The sequence below is a fragment of the Streptomyces sp. NBC_01410 genome (assembly GCF_045040195.1).
Lineage (GTDB): Bacteria > Actinomycetota > Actinomycetes > Streptomycetales > Streptomycetaceae > Streptomyces.
Genome location: NZ_CP109530.1, coordinates 3,617,431 through 3,633,683, shown reverse-complemented (window position 1 = coordinate 3,633,683; position 16,253 = coordinate 3,617,431). Strand labels below are relative to the sequence as shown.

Here is a 16,253-nt window from a genome sequence, read left to right as displayed (position 1 = left end):
GGTGCGGACTCTCGTGGGAGGTGGTCAACTGGGCTCTCCTGACTGCGAGATGGACGATGGGGCCGACGTTGCGGACGGCAGCTGAGGGTCCGTGAAGCGCACCGGAAGCGCCGCGAGCCCTTTGGTCCAGGGCGACTTGACCCAGGCGAGCTCGCTCTCCGGCACGGCCAGTTCCAGATCGGGCAGCCGGTGCCGGATGGTGTCCACCGCGGTACGGGTGATCAGCCGGGCCGGGTCCTGCGCCGGGCAGGTGTGCGGGCCCGCGCCGAACGCCAGATGCGAACGGTTGCCGCTCACCGGAACCCCGTCAGCGGGCAGGATCTCCGGGTCCTGGTTGGCCCCCGCGAGGCCCAGGAGCAGCATGTCCCCGGCACGGATCTCCTGTCCGGCGAAGGTCAGGTCGCGGGTGGCGTAGCGCGCGGGGAAGTTCTGCGTGGGCGGGAAGCGCCACAGTACGAGATCGAGCGCGTCGTCCACGCTCAGATGCCCGCCCGTCAGCGAGGACCGGAACGCCGGGTCGCAGAGCAGGATCCGCAGGGTGGTGGCAATCCAGTTCACGGTGGTCTGATTCCCCGCCACGAGCATCACCACCAGGTTGTGCAGTACCTCCTCGTCGGTGAGCCGCGCCGGATGGTGCAGCAGCGCCGACGGCACGTCATTTCCCGGTGTCCGCCGCTTCTCCTCGATCAGCGCCTGAAGGATCACGCCCATGCGCTTGCCCGCGTTGACCGAGTCGGCGTTGACGGCGGCCGTGCCCGCGATCGCCTGCACCAGCTGCTGGCCGGTCCGCTCGTCCAGACCGAGCAGCCCGGTGATGACCATCATCGGAAGCTTGCGCGCGTAGTGCGGGACCAGGTCGGCCTCGCGCCGTCCGGCGAAGGACGCGATCAGCTGCTCGGCCGTGGCCCGTACGCTGCGGCGCAGCTCGTGCCCGTTGATCCTGGCCAGCGCGTCGGACACGGCGGCCCTCATACGGCGGTGCTGCTGGCCGTCGGCGTACAGCAGCGCGGGCCGCCAGCCGACGATCGGAAGGATCGGCGAGTCGGCGGGGACCCGGCCCTCGCGCAGCAGGGTCCAGCGGCGCGGGTCGTGCGAGAAGTCCTGCTCTTCGCGGGTCAGCCGGAGCAGTTCGCGGTGGCCGAGTACGAGCCAGGCGTCGATGCCGGGCGCGATGGTCACGGGGGCCACCGGGCCGTGTTCGCGGCGCAGTTGCTCGTACAGGGCGGGCATGGCGTCGCCGTCGAGATCGGGTCCGTAGAGCGGGGTCGCGACCGGGCAGCGGCCCCCGGGCGAGCGCGGCGGTACGGCGGGCGGGTGCGGGGGTACGGCAGGCGGCGTGCTCATGCGGACTCCGTGGCTGCGTGGATGAGATGGCTGACGAGGGCGATCAGCGCCCGTACCGAGGAGCGGGGGTCGCGCGCGTCGCAGGAGACCAGCGGGGTGCTGGGGAGCAGGTCGAGGGCTGTGCGCAGCTCCTCCTCGCGGTGCAGCGGGCTGCCGGGGAAGACGTTCACGGCCACGGCGAAGGGCAGATCGAGATCCTCCAGATTGCCCAGGGCGTCGAAGGACGCGGACAGATCGCGGGTGTCGATCAGGGCCAGCGCACCCAGCGCGCCCTTGGCCAGATCCCGCCAGGCGGGCAGGAAGCGCTGCTGGCCGGGGGTGCCGAACAGATAGAGCACCAGTTCGCCGTCGATCGTCATCCGGCCGAAGTCCAGGGCGACGGTGGTGGTCTTCTTGGACCGCTCGCCGCCGGTGTCGACGCGGGCGCCCGCCTGCGTCATCACCGCCTCGGTGGACAGCGGCCTGATCTCCGAGACCGTACCGATCAGCGTGGTCTTGCCGACCCCCAGCGGGCCGACGACCAGGATCTTCGCCGCGCCCGCGACGCTGGACGTGACGTACTTTCCCGACTGTCCCGACTCGGCGCCCGACGCCCGGCCGAGGGCGTCAGAGGCGGCTTTCGAGGCCATGGAGGACCTTTCTGAGCATGGTCACATCGGCGCGTTCGGCCGGCGGTATGGGCGGGCGGGTCACGATCAGGCCCCACTCGAGGAGGTCGGACAGCAGCACCTGCACCACCGAGGGCGACTGGCCCAGGTGGGCGGCCACCTCGGCGACCGACAGCAGACCCTGACAGTGCGACAGGATCGTGTGGTGTTCCGGCTGGAGGGACGCCGGGAAGGCGGCGTCCGTGGCCATCACCAGCGTCTCCCAGGACAAAGGCTCGCCGCCGGTGTCCGAGCGTCCGCCGGTGATGACATACGGACGGACCGCCGACGTGGTCCGTACCTCCGGGCGGTCCGTCATGAGGAAGGTGTCACCGGATCACGTGGCTGACTGCTCAGGTGTGCGCCGATCTTGGCGACCAGCAGCTGCATCTGCTGCGCGACCAGGCCCACATCGGCCCCCGTGTCGGTGGCCACCCCCAGATGCGCACCGACTCCGGCGTGCGTGAACAGCACGAAGCCGTGCTCGGACTCCAGCATCAGCTGGCGCACCCCCGCGCCGGCGCCGAACAGCAGCGTGGCGGTGGAGCGGCCGGTCATGGTCATCGCGGCACAGGCCGCGGAGAGCGATTCGGCCTCGGCCACGCTCAGGGAGGCGACCGCTCCCGAGAGGTTCTCGGCGGAGGCGTGCCCGAGGCGCAGCCCGTCCTCGGAGACGACGACGGCATGGCGGACGCCCGGGATCTCGGTCAGCGGGCGCAGCATCCAGCCCAGGTCGGGAAGTCTGGTAATGGTCCCGGTCACGGCCGGCCTCCATCGTGCTCGTCGGGTACGTCGGTGTCGTCCTCGTCGTTCTCCAGGGCCGCGCGTCCGCGGCGGGAGCCGGACACCACGCTGGCGATGGACGCGCGCGCGGCCTCCGGAGTCCAGGGGGAGGCGGGTTCGGGACCCGGGGCCGGGGCCGGGGGCGGCGCGTGCAGGGCGCTCTGGGCCGCGGCCTCCACGGCGCTGCCGCGGCGGCTGCGGCGCCGGGGAAGCCCGCCGGGAGCGGGCACGTCGGAGGGCACGTCGGAGGCGGGCTCGGCGGCCGGGCTCCCGGCGGGCGTTGTCACCGCGGGCGCCTGGTGCGAGGCCGTGAAGTGCGACAGCGGTTCGGTCAGCAGCCGGTACGGCACGAACGTCACCGCCCGCGTGCCCCCGTACGCCGATGTGCCCGTCAGCTCCACGTTGAAGCCGAGCTCCCGGCTCCACCGCCCCACACAGGCGAGCCCGAGCCGCGGCACCGCGCCCAGCCGGGCCAGGTCCAGTTCCTGCCGCAGCTGTCCGGTCGCCTGCTGGAGCACGTCCGGGGGCATGCCGAGTCCCGCGTCGTCGATCTCCACGACCGCGCCCGCGCCCACCTCCCGGATCGTGACGACGACCTGGGTGCGGGAGGGGGAGAACACCGTGGCGTTCTCGAGCAGTTCGGCGATGGCGTGCATCAGGCCCTCCACCGCGGGCGGCACCACATAGAGCGTCTGCCCGCCGTGCACGTCGATGCGCCCGAACTCCACGATCCGGGACTGGGCGCCGCGTACACAGTCGTAGAGCGAGACCGGCCGGGTCTCCCGGCGGGCGGGCCAGATACCGCACATCACCAGCAGGGTCTGGGCCTTGCGGGTCATCTGCGCGGCCGCGTGGTCGGCCTTCATCACCTCGGCCATCAGCCGGGAGTCGTCGATGGACTGCTCGACATGGTCGAGCACCTGCTGCTGCACCGTGGCCATCGCGTGCATGGTGCGGGCCACCGATTCGAAGGCCGCCTGCACGGAGTCGCGCAGCGCCCGTTCGCGGCGTACCGCCTCGTCGGAGCCGAGAGCCACGACCACCGCGGCCAGTGCCCGGGCGAATTCGTGGCCGGTGTCGGCCTCGGGGGCGAGCGGTCCGGGAACGCCGTCGAGCCGCTGTCCCGTACGCATCCGTTCGGTGATGGCCGGAATCCGTACCGAGGCCAGATGCGCCACTTCGGCGCCCCGGGCGGCGGCGAGGGCCTGCTCGCGGACCCGCAACGCCCGCTCGGCCCGCAGCTGCCGCAGCAGCAGGAGCGCCCAGGTGAGCAGCAGCACCGCCGCGGCCACGCAGCCACCTGCCAATATCTGCCGGCTCACCACGACAACCTCACCACGACGACCTCGACACGACGTTCTTGCAGACCACGACCACGGAGACTGAGCCCTTCCCGGACACGCCGAGCTCCCGCGGGGGATCGGGAGCAATCAGATCTTATGAGCAACAGGTCATGTCCGAACGCCAGTTGTGCAACTCCCGTCACTTTGCTGACCCCGCCCCCTTCCGGCTCCTTCACGGATCCGTCACAAGAAGGGCGACGATCCCTATCCTGTGGCGATTTCGGCCGGTACCGTCCTGTCTCGGGGAAAAAGGCTCATGGGGCACGACCGGGGGGTCGAGTTGAGCGGTCTGCGTATACGTGTCGTAAAACCGGACGAGCTGGACGAGACGGAGATCGACGCCTGGCGCGCGCTGCGCACCAAGAGCGGTTCGCCCGCCAATCCGTTCATGGAGCCCGAGTTCACCCTCGCCGTCGGCCGGGTGAGGCCCGCGGCCAGGGTCGCGGTGCTGTGGGAGGACGGAGAACCGGCCGGTTTCTTCCCCTTCGAGCGCGGGCCGCTCGGCCAGGGCCGGGCGATCGGCCTCGGAGTCTCCGACAGCCAGGGCGCCCTGCTGCGTCCCGGGCTGACGATCGTGCCGCGCGAGCTGCTCAGTGCCTGCGCGCTCTCGGCCTGGGAGTTCGACAATCTCGAAGCAGGTCAGGACGTGTTCCAGCCGGACGCGGCCGAGGAGTTCGACTCCCCGGTCATCGACGTCGGCGCGGGATACGCCGCCTACGAACAGCTGCTGCGTGCCCAGTCGCCCAAGTTCCTCAAGACCACCCTGGCCAAGGAGCGCAGGCTGGGGCGGCAGGCGGGCGAGGTGCGGTTCGTCTTCGACGAGCGCGACCCGGGCGCGCTGCGTACGCTCATGGAGTGGAAGTCCGCGCAGTACCGCAGGACGGGCCGCAGGGACCGCTTCGCCAAGGAGTGGATCAACACCCTGGTCCGGCAGCTGCACGAGACGCGCACGCCGGGCTGCTCCGGGGTGCTCTCCGTGCTGTACGTCGCGGACAGGCCGGTCGCCGCGCACTTCGGGCTGCGTTCGCGCACGGTTCTGTCCTGCTGGTTCCCGGCGTACGACCCGCAGTTCGCCAAGTACTCCCCAGGGCTGATCCTGCATCTGCGGATGGCCGAGTCCGCCGCGGCCGACGGAATCGGGCTGCTCGACCTGGGGCGTGGTCCCTCGGAGTACAAGGACTCGCTGAAGACCGGTGAGCTGCGGGTCTTCGAGGGCGCGTCGACCCGGCCGGGAACCGGGGCCGCCCTGTACTGGCTGAGCCGCGAGCCCACGCGCCAGGCCCACACCTTCGTACGCAACAGGCCGCGGCTCGCCGGCTACGCGCAGCGGACGCTGAAGCAGGTAGGCCGTCTGCGCGGCCACTGACGGGGGAGAGCCATGGACAGCACTCCACACAGACCGCACCTGGCGGAGCTCCAGGTCACCGAGCTCGACCTGGACGGGCCCGACGGAGCCGTCCTGCGCTTCGGCCCCGCGCTGCCCGGCGGCACGCCCGTCCGTGGCGGCACGGTCTACACGCTGGTCCGGCTGCGCGGACGGCCCGTCGCCACCGTCGTCTGCCGCATCCCGCCGGGCAAGGACCCTGCAGACGCCGTCGCCGCGACCGCACGCGCCGCACTCGCGCGCCGCGAGCCGCCCGGCCGTCCCGCCCCGGGCGGCCGGCGCACGCCGCGCACGAGCGTCGTCGTGGCCACCCGCGAGCGCGCCGACCAGCTGGCCCGCGCGCTCGACTCGCTGCTCGCCCAGGACCACCCCGACTTCGAGATCGTCGTCGTCGACAACGCGCCCGCCACCGGCGCCACCCAGGATCTCGTCGAGCACAAGTACGGCGAGCGGGTCCGCTACGTACGCGAGTCGGTGCCCGGTCTCGCCGTCGCCCACAACCGCGGGGTCGCGGTCGCCGACGGTACGGTCATCGCCTTCACCGACGACGACGTCGTCGCCGATCCGCACTGGCTGACCGCGCTGACCGCGCCCTTCGCCGCCGATCCGGGCCTGGGCTGTACGACCGGGCTGATCCTGCCCGCCAGGCTCCGCACGCCCGCGCAGATCCTTCTGGAGAGCCACGGCGGCTTCGCCAAGGGCTTCGAGCCGCGCGAGTACGACCCGGCCCACCCGCCCGCCGGTGAACCGCTCTTCCCGTTCACCGCCGGCAGCTTCGGCTCCGGCGCCAACATGGCCTTCCGGGCCGCCGCCCTGCGGGAGATCGGCGGCTTCGACCCCGCCACCGGCACCGGCACCCCCGCCAGGGGCGGCGACGACCTGTACGCCTTCGTGAGCGTCCTCGCCGCCGGGCACCGCCTGCGCTACACCCCCGACGCCCTGGTCTGGCACCACCACCGCGAGACCTGGCAGGACCTGCAGAACCAGGCGTACGGATACGGCGCGGGCCTCACCGCGTATCTCACCGCCGTCCTCGCACGCCACCCCGCCCTGCTGCCGGCCCTGCTGCGCAAGCTGCCCCGCGGCCTGGCGCACGCCCGCACCATCACCGCGCACCGCGATGCCGCCGGGGCGGCCGTACCGGGGGATCACGGCGCGCAGGACTATCCCTGGCCGCGCCATCTCTCCCGGCTCGAACGCCGCGGCATGCTGGCCGGGCCGATCGGCTACGCGAAGGCACGCCTGCGGGTCCGCGGCGTACCGCTGCCGTGGGACGAGCTGCGGAAACCGCGGGTGGAGACATGACGACGCCCCCGATTCCCGTACTGCTCTATCACGCCGTGATGGACGACCCGCCCGACTGGATCGCCGAATTCACCGTCACACCACGGGACTTCCGCGCGCAGCTGGACGCGATCGTGGCCAGCGGCCGCACGCCCGTCACGATCAGCGCGCTGGCCGGCCACTTCGCGGACCGCTCCCCGCTGCCGGACCGGCCCGTCGTCCTGACCTTCGACGACGGGTTCGCCGATCTGCCGGGCCCCACCGCCGACGCGCTGGCCGCCCGCGCCCTGCCCGCCACGGCGTATCTCACCACCGGCGCCGTCACACCGGGGCGGCGTAGTCTGCTGCCGCCCGCGCCGATGATGAAGCTTTCCCAGGCGCCGCTCCTGGAGCGGTACGGCATGGAGGTCGGCGCTCACACCGTCACGCACCCGCAGCTGGACACGCTCCCGGCCAAGGCGCTGCGCCGTGAACTGACCGAGCCCAAGGCGGTGCTCGAGGATGTCCTCGGCCACGAGGTGGCGCATCTCGCCTATCCGCACGGCTACAACAGCCCGGCCGTCCGCAGGGCCGCCCTCCGCGCGGGCTACGCCTCGGCGGTCGCCGTCCGCCACGCGCTGAGCTCCGGTACCGACGAGAGCTACCGCATCGCCCGACTGATCCTGCGCCGCAGCCACACGGTGGCGGACATCGAGGCATGGATGGACGGACGGGGCGCGCCGGTCGCACCGTTCCCCGACTCGCTGCCGACGGTCGGGTGGCGGCTCTACCGGCGCGCCCGCGCCAGGCTCAAGGGCCCGGTCTTCGCGGGCTGACGCCCCGGTTCAGGGTCTGACCTGGTTGAAGTAGGGGTCCGCGGCCGCCTTGCGCAGGCTCTTCCACGACTCGTCCCTGGCCAGCGAGAGATCACAACCGGGCCCGGGATCACGGTAGTTCCACTGGAGGGCGGCCCGTACCCCGTCCAGCTTCCTGACCACGCGCGGCACCTGCTCGTACCATTCGGCCTGTGCGGACGGCTTCGAGGGATCGTCGGCCGTACCGAACTCCGACAGCATCAGCGGCTTGTCGGCGGAGATGTGCTCACGGATCCAGTCGTGCGAATCCCTCTGCGTCTGCTCGAAGCTCTGCCATTCCGCGTTGTGGCAGCGGTAGTAGTTGTACTGGTTGTAGCCGATCCAGTCGACGTGGGCATCGCCCGGATACAGCGCGCGGAAGAGGCCGTTGTGGCCGCTGTAGCCGGTGATGATCCAGGTCCACACCACATTGGTCACACCCAGCTCGCGGAACCGGTCATGGATGTGCCGGTAGGCGGCGACGTACTCGGCGGGTGTGCCGCCGGCGGGTGTGCGGGTGTCCATCTCCAGGTCGAAGGAGAGGAAGAGCGGCTTGCCGTACGCCTTGATCCGCTTCGCCTGGACGTCGATCACGCTCCTGTCGAGCGCCCCGGCGGCGATCTGCCGCCAGCTCGGCTGCTGCTCGGGGGTGCCGTTCCACCACTTGCTCTCCCAGGACAGCAGCAGCAACCGGGTCCTGCCGACGCGTTGTTCCTGCTCGGTCAGCAGCTGTCCCTCCAGGCCGTCCAGGGACATGTCGTGGTACGCGTAGACGATGTCCAGCGTGCGGCCGATGCGCTTCTCGTAGGCGAGGACCTTCTCTTCGAGGTCGGGCTTGCCGTGCCGTACATACGCGCCGAACCAGGCGCCGCAGCGTGGCACCAGAAGCTTGGTGGCGCGGCATTCGGCGCTGTGCGCCGAGGGGTCGGAGGACCCGTCGGAAGAGGTCTGCAGGGCGAGAATGCCCACCAGCAGCAGACTCACGAGAGCCGTCGACACGGCCCACAGCCTTCTCACAGAGGTGAACCTTTCTGTGGCGGCGAGGACGCGCGCGCGGTCGGTGTCCGGCCGGGCAGCTGCGGACAGCAGGCGGCGAGCATCGTCAGCAGGGTGAGCAGCACCAGGACCCGCAGGCCGCTGAACGCGTGCGCGGCCATCAGCGCCGTGGCGCAGATGACCGTCGCGCTCACGCTCAACAAGGCCGTCAGGACGAGCTGCTCCAAACGGTCGGAGTTCTTCTCGAAGCCGCGGTCCCAGCTCTCGACCGGGCCCGCCGCCTGATGGCGTCCCAGGGCAGGGCCGCAGAAGCGCAGGAAGGCGGCGCCGGGTCCGGCGAGCAGGAACACCGCGACGGGCGCGGCCCGCAGAGGAGAGGCGGCGGGCAGCGCGGTGGCGCCGATGGCGCACCAGCCGATGAACGGCGGCAGCAGCCGGATCGCGAGCGACTGGGGTCTCATGGGGTCCTCCCCGCAGAGCCGTCGATGCTGTCGGTGCGCTTCAGTTCGTAGACGACACCCGCGCTGTTGCGGCCGACCTGCTCGAAGAGCGGCGAGGCCGTGAGGGACTTCTCGATGTTCGCCAGCTGCTCGCCGGTGAGCATGCCGTTCATGTCGGAGTTGGCGATCTGGCCCTGGGTGAGCAGGAAGTACGCCCGTCCGGGCGGCTCCACCGACGCCATGTCGCGGGCGAGCCTGTCGGCCGGGTTCTTCAGGATCTCCTCGACGTGGCTCTTCGCGTCGTCGAGGAACCAGTAATGCCGCACATTCCAGTACGAAGCGTACGCGAGCGGGTAGTTGCGATGGGCGGCAACGACAAGAGAGCCCTCGGGCGCCCGGTCGAAGACCTGCCGGACCAGCGCGACCTCCTGCGGCGGGAAGTAACTGAGCCGGTCCTTGCCCGAGTAGCTGGGCACGAACGCCGCCGTGAGCGCGAGCAGCGCGATGCCCGGCAGCACCGCGCGCATCCCCGTCACCGACCGCGGCGCCCCGTGCCCGCCGGGCTCGGCGGCCAGCGGCCGTACGTCGGGCAGCAGAGCCGCGGCCGCGAAGAAGCACGCGCCGGGCAGCATGAACAGCAGCACCCGGAAGATCATTTCGCTGCCGTAGTCATTGGCGACCAGCATCAGCAGCGGGACCGCGCCGATCAGCAGCAGCGGCATGGCGCGGTGGCGCAGCACCCGGCGGCGCAGCACGCCGGTCAGCGCGAGCAGCAGTACGCAGGCCGAGAGCAGCCGGGAGACCCAGGAGACGATCACCGGGCCGGTCCCGGTCGGCGTCGAGCCGTACCCCGTCTCCAGGTTGTGGCCCACATCGCCGAAGGAGCTCACCATCTCGGGCACCGCGTCGCGCAGGAACGGCAGCGAAGCGGTGAGGTTCCAGGCCAGGAACACCAGCAGCAGCGTGACGAGCAGTGTCCAGTCCCGGTAGCGCCGGGTCAGGCACAGCGCGGCCAGGGCCGCCACCAGCATCACCGGAGTGAGCTGGTGGGAGATGACGATGGCGGTGATCAGCGGGATCAGCAGGACGGTCCACACCGCCTGCCGGGACCTGCGGCCGCGCCCGGGCCGCTGACCGCGGCGCAGCACGATCGCGATCACGCCGAGATACAGGGCGAAGGCCAGCGACTGGGGCGAGAAGTAGTCCTGCCCCACCCAGTTGGCGACATGGAACAGCCAGACCGCGGTCCAGATCAGCCGCCGGTCCTGGGTGAAGGTGCGGTAGATCAGCAGCAGCGGCGCGAGCAGCAGCAGGCTGGAGACCAGCGGCCACCAGGCCATGTACATCGCGGCGTTCTCGACGCCGGTGAGCCGCACGAGCGCGGCCTGCGCGGCGAAGAAGCCGGGCCACTGGTCGTACACCGCCATGTCGCCGAGCCGGTCCCCGCGTTGCATGCCGCCGGCGGTGAGCAGATGCTCGATCACGGCGTCGTGCTTCCACGCCCAGGAGTACAGCGGCGTCGGATAGACGAGTGCCTGGGTGGCGCGCTCCATCACGATCAGGCCCACGGTGTACGCCAGCGACCATCCCCCGGCGCGCAGTGGATCCCGTATGCACACCCAGAAGCCGGCGGTCAGCAGCGCCAGCGCGATCCAGAAGGCGACGGGCAGCGCCCCGACGAGACCGAACTCGCCGAGCCGCGAGGTGTCGGTGCGCACCACGGCGTACGCCCAGAGAGCGAGCGCGGCCGCGAGCGGTGCGGCCAGCCCCAGCGGTACCGCCCAGCGTCTGTGGTCGCCCGCGGGCAGGTCGGCGAGATCCATCGCGGGATCGCTCTTGGCCCGCTGAGCGGGGGCGGCCACAGGTCTCCCGGTTTCGGTTGTTGGCTGGTGCACGCTTGTCCCCCTGGTGGTTCAGTTCCGTTTCGGCGCCGAACGCGCCGCGCGTATCCGGACGAGTGCGAGTGCCGCGCAGGTCAGAAGCAGCAGGAGCGGCAGCGCGAGGGGCGCGAGAGGTCTCTGCAGCGCCCAGCCGCACACCGCGAGCAGCCACAGTGATCCCCACTGGGCCGCCACGGGCAGCCTGATCGCCCGCGCCATGGCCAACATTGCGACCAGACAGAGCAGTTGGCAGAATGTCGGCAGCCAGCGCAGCAGCGGTTCCGGGCCGGACAGACCGGCCGCCGATGCGAGGAAGCCGGCCAGTGTCCGGTACCAGGCGCCGTCCACCGGCTCCGGTTCCCAGCCGAGCACCGCGGGCGCGGAGTGCAGGGCGGCGAAGGTGACCAGCAGCCCGGCGCCGAGCAGCGCGGGGCGCGGCCGCAGCAGCGAGATCGCGGCACTGTGGACGACGATCAGCAGCACACCCGCGGTGAGGGTGACCGGCGGCAGGGCCCTGAGCAGCTGGGTGCCGGAGAGCTGGTCCATGGTGATGTCCGGGGCGCGGAAGAGCGGGGCCCAGAACAGCACGGCCACGAGCCCGAGCATCAGCCAGAGCGCGAGAGCCGGCCGCCGCTCGCCCGGGTCGGGCACCTGCGCGTCCTCCCGGAGCCCGGACTGCCGCGCCTTCCCGTCGCCGGCCGGATCGGTGACGTAGACGGGGAAACCGAAAGCGGGCGTGGCCGTGTCGTCGTGCGCACCGCGCAGATAGGCGGTCTGCCGCGCCCAGTCCGAGCCGTGCTCGCGGGCGTACTCGGCCACCGCCTCCGCACGGCGCTCGGCGGCCCGGCGCGCCCACGTCGTGCCGTACACCTCCTCCTCGATGCGACCGCGCCGCACCAGCCGGGCGAACCAGGCGCGCCGGGGCTCACGGCCCGACAGCGCGGCGCGCAGCCCAGGCGCGGACACCGCGGCCATCAGCGTCATCGACAGCAGCACCGCCCAGCCCGCGCCGGCGATCCCGGTCACCCCGAGCAGCACGGCCGCACTGCCCAGCACCAGCGCGCACATCGTGCCCTGGAGCGCTGCGAGCATGCCCGTACGCCCCTGGACGCGCAGCACCCCGATATAGAGCTCGACCACAACGCGCGGCAGCGAGGCGGCGGCCAGCAGCCGCAGCACCGTCGTGCCGTGCTCGGCGTAGGCGTCGCCGAACGGGGCGAGGATCTGCGGGGCGAAGGCGACCAGGAACAGCACGACGGGCACCAGCAGCACGGCCATCCTGCGCAGTGCTCCGCGCACTCCCGCGGCGAGCGTCTCCGGGCTGTGGGAGGCGTGGGCGGTCAGGGAGGAGGCCATGTTGATGGCCATGAACTCCATCGTCCCGCCGACGGTGTACGCGATGTAGAAGAAGCCGTTGTTCGCGGCGTCGAAGCGGACGGCGACCATCACCGGCAGCAGATTGATCATCGCCAGCGAGAACAGCGAGCCGACCGAGTCACCCGCGAGGAAGCGCCCGATGTCACGCAGCGCGGGCGGCTCGCGGTCGTGGTCGGCCGCGGCCTGCCAGGGGATGAGGCGGCGGAAGATCAGCCAGCCGAGCGGCAGCACGGACAGGGCGATCGCCGCGGCCCAGGAGACGAAGATGCCCAGCACGGGCAGGGCGGTGGCGAAGGCGGCGAGCAGCAGCAGCTTGCCGATGGAGAAGACCGCGTTGCCGACGGGCACCCACACGGCCTTGCGCAGCCCGGTCAGCACCCCGTCCTGCAGCGTCAGCAGCGCCCAGGCGATACAGGAGGCGATGAACAGCAGCCCGGGACCGACGCCGCCGAGCGGTGCGTACGAGGGGCCCCACAGGTCGAGCGTGAAGAGGAAGCCGACGGAGGCGAGGAACACCACCAGGGAGCTGGCGGCGTACGCCCGCCACACCAGCGGCCCGGTGGCCCGTCCGGCCCGCGGCACGTACCGCACGACCGCGCCGATCATGGTGGTGGCGGTGAGGGAGGCCAGCAGCCGCATCGCGGCGATGGCGGCGGAGCCCTCGCCGACCGCGTCCTTGCTGTAGTAGCGGGCGGCCACCAGCCAGAAACCGAGGCCCAGGGCGGCGGAGACGCCGGTGGAGAGCATCAGGGCGTAGGCATTGCGGAACATCGAGTCGCCGCTGGGCCGCTCGGTGTCCCCGGCGCCGCCGTCCGGCTCGGTGCCGGGCGGCGGCGCGGCGTCGGAGGCGTCCGGCCGGCGCAGCCGGGTCGTCTCAGCCACGGTCCCGGTCCCGCGGGCCGGACGCCTCCGACGCATGGTGCTGGGCTCTTCGGCCTGCGGCTGCGCCGAAGGCCGCCGGGAGCGCGGCAGGCCGGGCGCCCAGCTCGGTGAGGACGGATATCGCCGCCTCGGCCCGGAGCGGGTCGACGGGCAGCGCGTGCCGGGCGAACCAGGCGGCCGCTTCCGGCGCGGGCGACGGATCGGTGAAGACGTCACCCGCGTACGCGTCCAGCGGCGGATCGTAGAGATAGCCGGTGGTGATCCGGCGCCGGGCGAGCGCGGCGATCGCAGCGTCGCGGTCCTCCACCAGCAGCGGCACCCGGAACAGCGGCTGCGCGGGTCCCGGCCGGGGCAGGGCCCACTCGGTGGCCGAGAGCAGCCGCGTACCGGCACGGTGGCCGGCCAGGCGGCTGTCGAGGCGGGTCAGCAGCCGCTCGGTGCGCCGCAGCCGCAGCCCGCCCGGTCTCAGGCGGTAGTCGTGCATGTCCACCCGTATCCACGAGTGGAAGTCCTCCAGGGCCACCGGCGCCGCCGACATCGCCTGCTTCAGCTCGCCGGGCCGCAGCTCCATCCGGATGTCCTCGCGCTCCTCGAGACCGAGCAGCCGCAGGGTGGCGCGGGCCGCCCCCACCAGCCGCAGTCCCCGCACACCGGCCTCGGCGTACGGGCGCAGGCCGTAGGCGAGCTCGGCGGCGAGCCGCTTCGGTTGCAGGAGGTCGTCCCTGGCCCGCTCCAGTGGTGCCCGCAGCGCGGGGTCGGCGACAGTGAGGAATCCGCCCGTCTTGGCCCCGGTGTGCTTGGAGAGGCTGAAGACGGACGCCTCGCCGAAGCTCCCCACCGGCTGCCCGGCCACCTCGCTGCCGATCGCGTGCGCGGCGTCCTCGATGAGCGGGATCCCCAACGCGTCGCAGCGGGCGCGTAGTTCGGGAGCCGGATCGGGATTTCCGTACAGATTGGTGGTGAGCACGGCGGACAGGCCGTGCCATACGGACCCGGGCACGGCCGCCAGGTCGAGGGAACCGTCCTCGGCCCTCAGCGGCGCCTGGACGGGACGCAGTCCCGCGGCCAGCACCACGAAGAAGATGACGTCGTCGTTGACCGGAGACATGAGCACCCGCCCGCCGGGCGGGCACCAGTGGCGCAGCGCCACATACAGCCCGAGACGGCATGACGGCACATACAGACATTCCCTGCCCAGGCGCTGTCGCATCAGCTCTTCCAGTGCTGCGAACGCCGCCGGGCAGCCCTCCCCTGAGGCCATGTTGTCCCCCCACTCACCCCGCGCTCAATGTGGACCAATCGGGACTGCCCCGTCAATAACGAGGAAGGGCCCATTCCCTCATGGAATGGGCCCTTCCGACAGCCTGTGCGGCGCGTCCCCGCGGTGCGTGCGGCTATTCCTCCAGCGTCAGGGCGTCCCTGAGCCTGACCAGAGTGCGCGACAGCAGCCGGGACACGTGCATCTGCGAGATGCCGAGCTCCTCACCGATCTCCGACTGCGTCATGTTCGCGACGAAGCGCAGCGAGAGGATTGTGCGGTCCCGCGGCGGAAGGCTCGCGATCAGCGGCTTCAGCGACTCGACGTACTCGATGCCTTCGAGACCGTGGTCCTCGTAGCCGATGCGGTCGGCCAGCGCGCCCTCGCTGTCGTCCTCCTCGGGCTGGGCGTCGAGCGAGCTCGCGGTGTACGCGTTGCTCGCCGCCATGCCCTCGACGACCTGGTCGTTGCTGAGGCCCAGCCGCTGGGCCAGCTCGTCCACGGTGGGTGCGCGGTCGAGCCGCTGGGAGAGTTCGTCGCCCGCCTTGGCGAGGTCGAGGCGCAGCTCCTGAAGGCGGCGCGGTACCCGCACCGACCAGGAGGTGTCGCGGAAGAAGCGCTTGATCTCACCGACGATGGTCGGCATCGCGAAGGTCGGGAACTCCACGCCCCGGCTGAGCTCGAAGCGGTCGATCGCCTTGATCAGGCCGATCGTGCCGACCTGAATGATGTCCTCCATGGGCTCGCTGCGGGTGCGGAAGCGGGAGGCGGCGAACTTCACGAGCGCCAGGTTGAGTTCGACGAGCGTGTTGCGCACATACGCGTGCTCGTGGGTGCCCTCTTCGAGGGACTCGAGCCGTCCGAAGAGCGTCTTGGACAGGGCTCGCGCGTCCAGCGCTCCCATCTCGTCGTACGGCGGGATCTCCGGGAGTGCCTCGACGAGTTCGAGGCCGTCGGGGCTCGCGGACGGGGGGGTGCCGGGGGCGGGCAGTGCCGACGGCGCGGCGGGGGTGCGCGTTTCGTCGAGCCGGGGTGACATGGTCTCCTCCATCGTTCTCGGCATATGGCTGCCGATGCCAATACATGCGCTGCGGTGAGCGGCGCCTCCAAAGCCGGTCGTGGTTGTTTGTGTCCCTACTAGCCCTACCCGCTCCGGGTGGACCGGTGCAAGTGTCATATGCGTCATATGCCCGTTTTAATAGGGAGTTCAGCTGGCCCCCGGGCGTACGGAAGGCGTAATGTTCGTCGGACGTCAGCGCCGTCATCGGCGGCGCTGTGCGCGCAGAGCGGCACGGTGGACGATCCGGCGCACCATCGGCGAATACGCAGTGATGACGCAGCGAACGACACGCGAAGAGGGACGGGCAATGGACCGCGGGACGGTCGGCAGCGCGAACCGGGGCCGGCTTCAGGTCGAGGTTCGGACCGAGGGCCACAGCGAGGTTGTGAAACCGGCGGGTGAGTTGGATCACCACACCGCCGATCTGCTCCGCGCGCCCTTGGAGGAAGCACTCGCTCAGGGCCGTGCGCGCCTTGTCATCGACTGCTCACAGCTCGAATTCTGCGATTCCACCGGACTCAATGTGCTGCTCGGTGCCAGGCTGAAGGCGGAAGCGGCCGGGGGAGGGGTCCATTTGGCCGGGATGCTGCCCGTAGTGGCGAGGGTTTTCGAGATCACCGGGGCGGAGGCGGTCTTCACCTTGCACGACTCGCTCGAAGAGGCCCTCTCCGGCTGACGGCCCGCCTTCCTGTAGTCCGCGTCACGCGCACCGCGCAGGCGTCGTGGGTGTTGTCGCGATCCG

The 16,253-nt window shown here is 71.5% G+C and carries 15 protein-coding genes; 4 read left to right on the top strand and 11 right to left on the bottom strand.

The features are described from left to right. Positions 1-24: 24 nt before the first annotated feature. The 5 genes from OG741_RS16515 to OG741_RS16495 are packed head-to-tail and all read right to left on the bottom strand — an operon-like array spanning position 25 to position 4,096. Positions 25-1,344 carry a cytochrome P450 gene (locus tag OG741_RS16515; RefSeq protein WP_405598561.1) on the bottom strand — a complete coding sequence of 440 codons (1,320 nt, stop codon included), beginning with the start codon at positions 1,342-1,344 and terminating at the stop codon, positions 25-27. Beyond that, positions 1,341-1,973, bottom strand: a complete 633-nt coding sequence (locus tag OG741_RS16510) for a GTP-binding protein (protein ID WP_405598559.1) — start codon at positions 1,971-1,973, stop codon at positions 1,341-1,343. The genes OG741_RS16515 and OG741_RS16510 overlap by 4 nt, the downstream gene beginning before the upstream one ends. Beyond that, a complete protein-coding gene (locus OG741_RS16505) occupies positions 1,951-2,310 on the bottom strand; it encodes a DUF742 domain-containing protein (RefSeq protein WP_405598558.1) in 360 nt (119 codons plus the stop codon). Before OG741_RS16505 ends, OG741_RS16510 begins: the two co-directional genes overlap by 23 nt. Further along, the gene (locus OG741_RS16500; protein WP_266475819.1) at positions 2,307-2,753 is read right to left on the bottom strand and encodes a roadblock/LC7 domain-containing protein; all 447 of its coding nucleotides are present in this window, start codon (positions 2,751-2,753) and stop codon (positions 2,307-2,309) included. The genes OG741_RS16505 and OG741_RS16500 overlap by 4 nt, the downstream gene beginning before the upstream one ends. Next, positions 2,750-4,096 (bottom strand): ATP-binding protein, encoded by a 1,347-nt coding sequence (locus OG741_RS16495; RefSeq protein WP_405598555.1) that lies wholly within the window; start codon positions 4,094-4,096, stop codon positions 2,750-2,752. The genes OG741_RS16500 and OG741_RS16495 overlap by 4 nt, the downstream gene beginning before the upstream one ends. A gap of 277 nt (positions 4,097-4,373) precedes the next feature. Between OG741_RS16495 and OG741_RS16490 the strand changes: the two genes are divergently transcribed. From OG741_RS16490 to OG741_RS16480, 3 genes are read left to right on the top strand one after another with little or no spacing between them, the layout of a single operon-like run. After that, positions 4,374-5,483, top strand: coding sequence for a GNAT family N-acetyltransferase (locus OG741_RS16490; protein ID WP_405598553.1), 1,110 nt, complete (start codon positions 4,374-4,376; stop codon positions 5,481-5,483). 12 nt (positions 5,484-5,495) lie between these two features. After that, positions 5,496-6,806 carry a glycosyltransferase family 2 protein gene (locus OG741_RS16485; protein WP_405598551.1) on the top strand — a complete coding sequence of 437 codons (1,311 nt, stop codon included), beginning with the start codon at positions 5,496-5,498 and terminating at the stop codon, positions 6,804-6,806. Continuing rightward, complete coding sequence (locus OG741_RS16480) at positions 6,803-7,600, top strand: polysaccharide deacetylase family protein (RefSeq protein WP_405598550.1); 798 nt, start codon at positions 6,803-6,805, stop codon at positions 7,598-7,600. Before OG741_RS16485 ends, OG741_RS16480 begins: the two co-directional genes overlap by 4 nt. A 9-nt stretch (positions 7,601-7,609) precedes the next feature. Here OG741_RS16480 and OG741_RS16475 read toward each other — a convergent pair whose 3' ends face one another. The 6 genes from OG741_RS16475 to OG741_RS16450 form a co-directional block, all read right to left on the bottom strand. Beyond that, on the bottom strand, positions 7,610-8,617 hold the full coding sequence (locus tag OG741_RS16475; protein WP_405598548.1) for a glycoside hydrolase family 26 protein: 1,008 nt from the start codon (positions 8,615-8,617) through the stop codon (positions 7,610-7,612). Positions 8,618-8,631: 14 nt separating this feature from the next. Beyond that, positions 8,632-9,075 (bottom strand): hypothetical protein, encoded by a 444-nt coding sequence (locus OG741_RS16470; protein ID WP_405598546.1) that lies wholly within the window; start codon positions 9,073-9,075, stop codon positions 8,632-8,634. Continuing rightward, positions 9,072-10,916 (bottom strand): glycosyltransferase, encoded by a 1,845-nt coding sequence (locus OG741_RS16465; RefSeq protein WP_405598544.1) that lies wholly within the window; start codon positions 10,914-10,916, stop codon positions 9,072-9,074. The genes OG741_RS16470 and OG741_RS16465 overlap by 4 nt, the downstream gene beginning before the upstream one ends. A 51-nt stretch (positions 10,917-10,967) precedes the next feature. Continuing rightward, the gene (locus OG741_RS16460; protein WP_405598542.1) at positions 10,968-13,229 is read right to left on the bottom strand and encodes a lipopolysaccharide biosynthesis protein; all 2,262 of its coding nucleotides are present in this window, start codon (positions 13,227-13,229) and stop codon (positions 10,968-10,970) included. Then, on the bottom strand, positions 13,186-14,454 hold the full coding sequence (locus tag OG741_RS16455) for a DegT/DnrJ/EryC1/StrS family aminotransferase (protein ID WP_405598540.1): 1,269 nt from the start codon (positions 14,452-14,454) through the stop codon (positions 13,186-13,188). Before OG741_RS16455 ends, OG741_RS16460 begins: the two co-directional genes overlap by 44 nt. Before the next feature lie 133 nt (positions 14,455-14,587). Continuing rightward, complete coding sequence (locus OG741_RS16450; protein WP_405605603.1) at positions 14,588-15,490, bottom strand: RNA polymerase sigma factor SigF; 903 nt, start codon at positions 15,488-15,490, stop codon at positions 14,588-14,590. Between the two features lie 328 nt (positions 15,491-15,818). Here OG741_RS16450 and OG741_RS16445 point away from each other — a divergent pair, with 328 nt between their 5' ends. Further along, on the top strand, positions 15,819-16,187 hold the full coding sequence (locus OG741_RS16445; protein WP_405598537.1) for an STAS domain-containing protein: 369 nt from the start codon (positions 15,819-15,821) through the stop codon (positions 16,185-16,187). The last annotated feature ends 66 nt before the right edge of the window (positions 16,188-16,253 follow it).

Bases quoted from the DNA above. Each gene is read 5' to 3' on its own strand.
- OG741_RS16515 (WP_405598561.1), bottom strand. From the start codon at position 1,344: ATGAGCACGCCGCCTGCCGTACCCCCGCACCCGCCCGCCGTACCGCCG.
- OG741_RS16510 (WP_405598559.1), bottom strand. From the start codon at position 1,973: ATGGCCTCGAAAGCCGCCTCTGACGCCCTCGGCCGGGCGTCGGGCGCC.
- OG741_RS16505 (WP_405598558.1), bottom strand. From the start codon at position 2,310: ATGACGGACCGCCCGGAGGTACGGACCACGTCGGCGGTCCGTCCGTAT.
- OG741_RS16490 (WP_405598553.1), top strand. From the start codon at position 4,374: ATGGGGCACGACCGGGGGGTCGAGTTGAGCGGTCTGCGTATACGTGTC.
- OG741_RS16485 (WP_405598551.1), top strand. From the start codon at position 5,496: ATGGACAGCACTCCACACAGACCGCACCTGGCGGAGCTCCAGGTCACC.
- OG741_RS16480 (WP_405598550.1), top strand. From the start codon at position 6,803: ATGACGACGCCCCCGATTCCCGTACTGCTCTATCACGCCGTGATGGAC.
- OG741_RS16470 (WP_405598546.1), bottom strand. From the start codon at position 9,075: ATGAGACCCCAGTCGCTCGCGATCCGGCTGCTGCCGCCGTTCATCGGC.
- OG741_RS16460 (WP_405598542.1), bottom strand. From the start codon at position 13,229: ATGCGTCGGAGGCGTCCGGCCCGCGGGACCGGGACCGTGGCTGAGACG.
- OG741_RS16455 (WP_405598540.1), bottom strand. From the start codon at position 14,454: ATGGCCTCAGGGGAGGGCTGCCCGGCGGCGTTCGCAGCACTGGAAGAG.
- OG741_RS16450 (WP_405605603.1), bottom strand. From the start codon at position 15,490: ATGTCACCCCGGCTCGACGAAACGCGCACCCCCGCCGCGCCGTCGGCA.
- OG741_RS16445 (WP_405598537.1), top strand. From the start codon at position 15,819: ATGGACCGCGGGACGGTCGGCAGCGCGAACCGGGGCCGGCTTCAGGTC.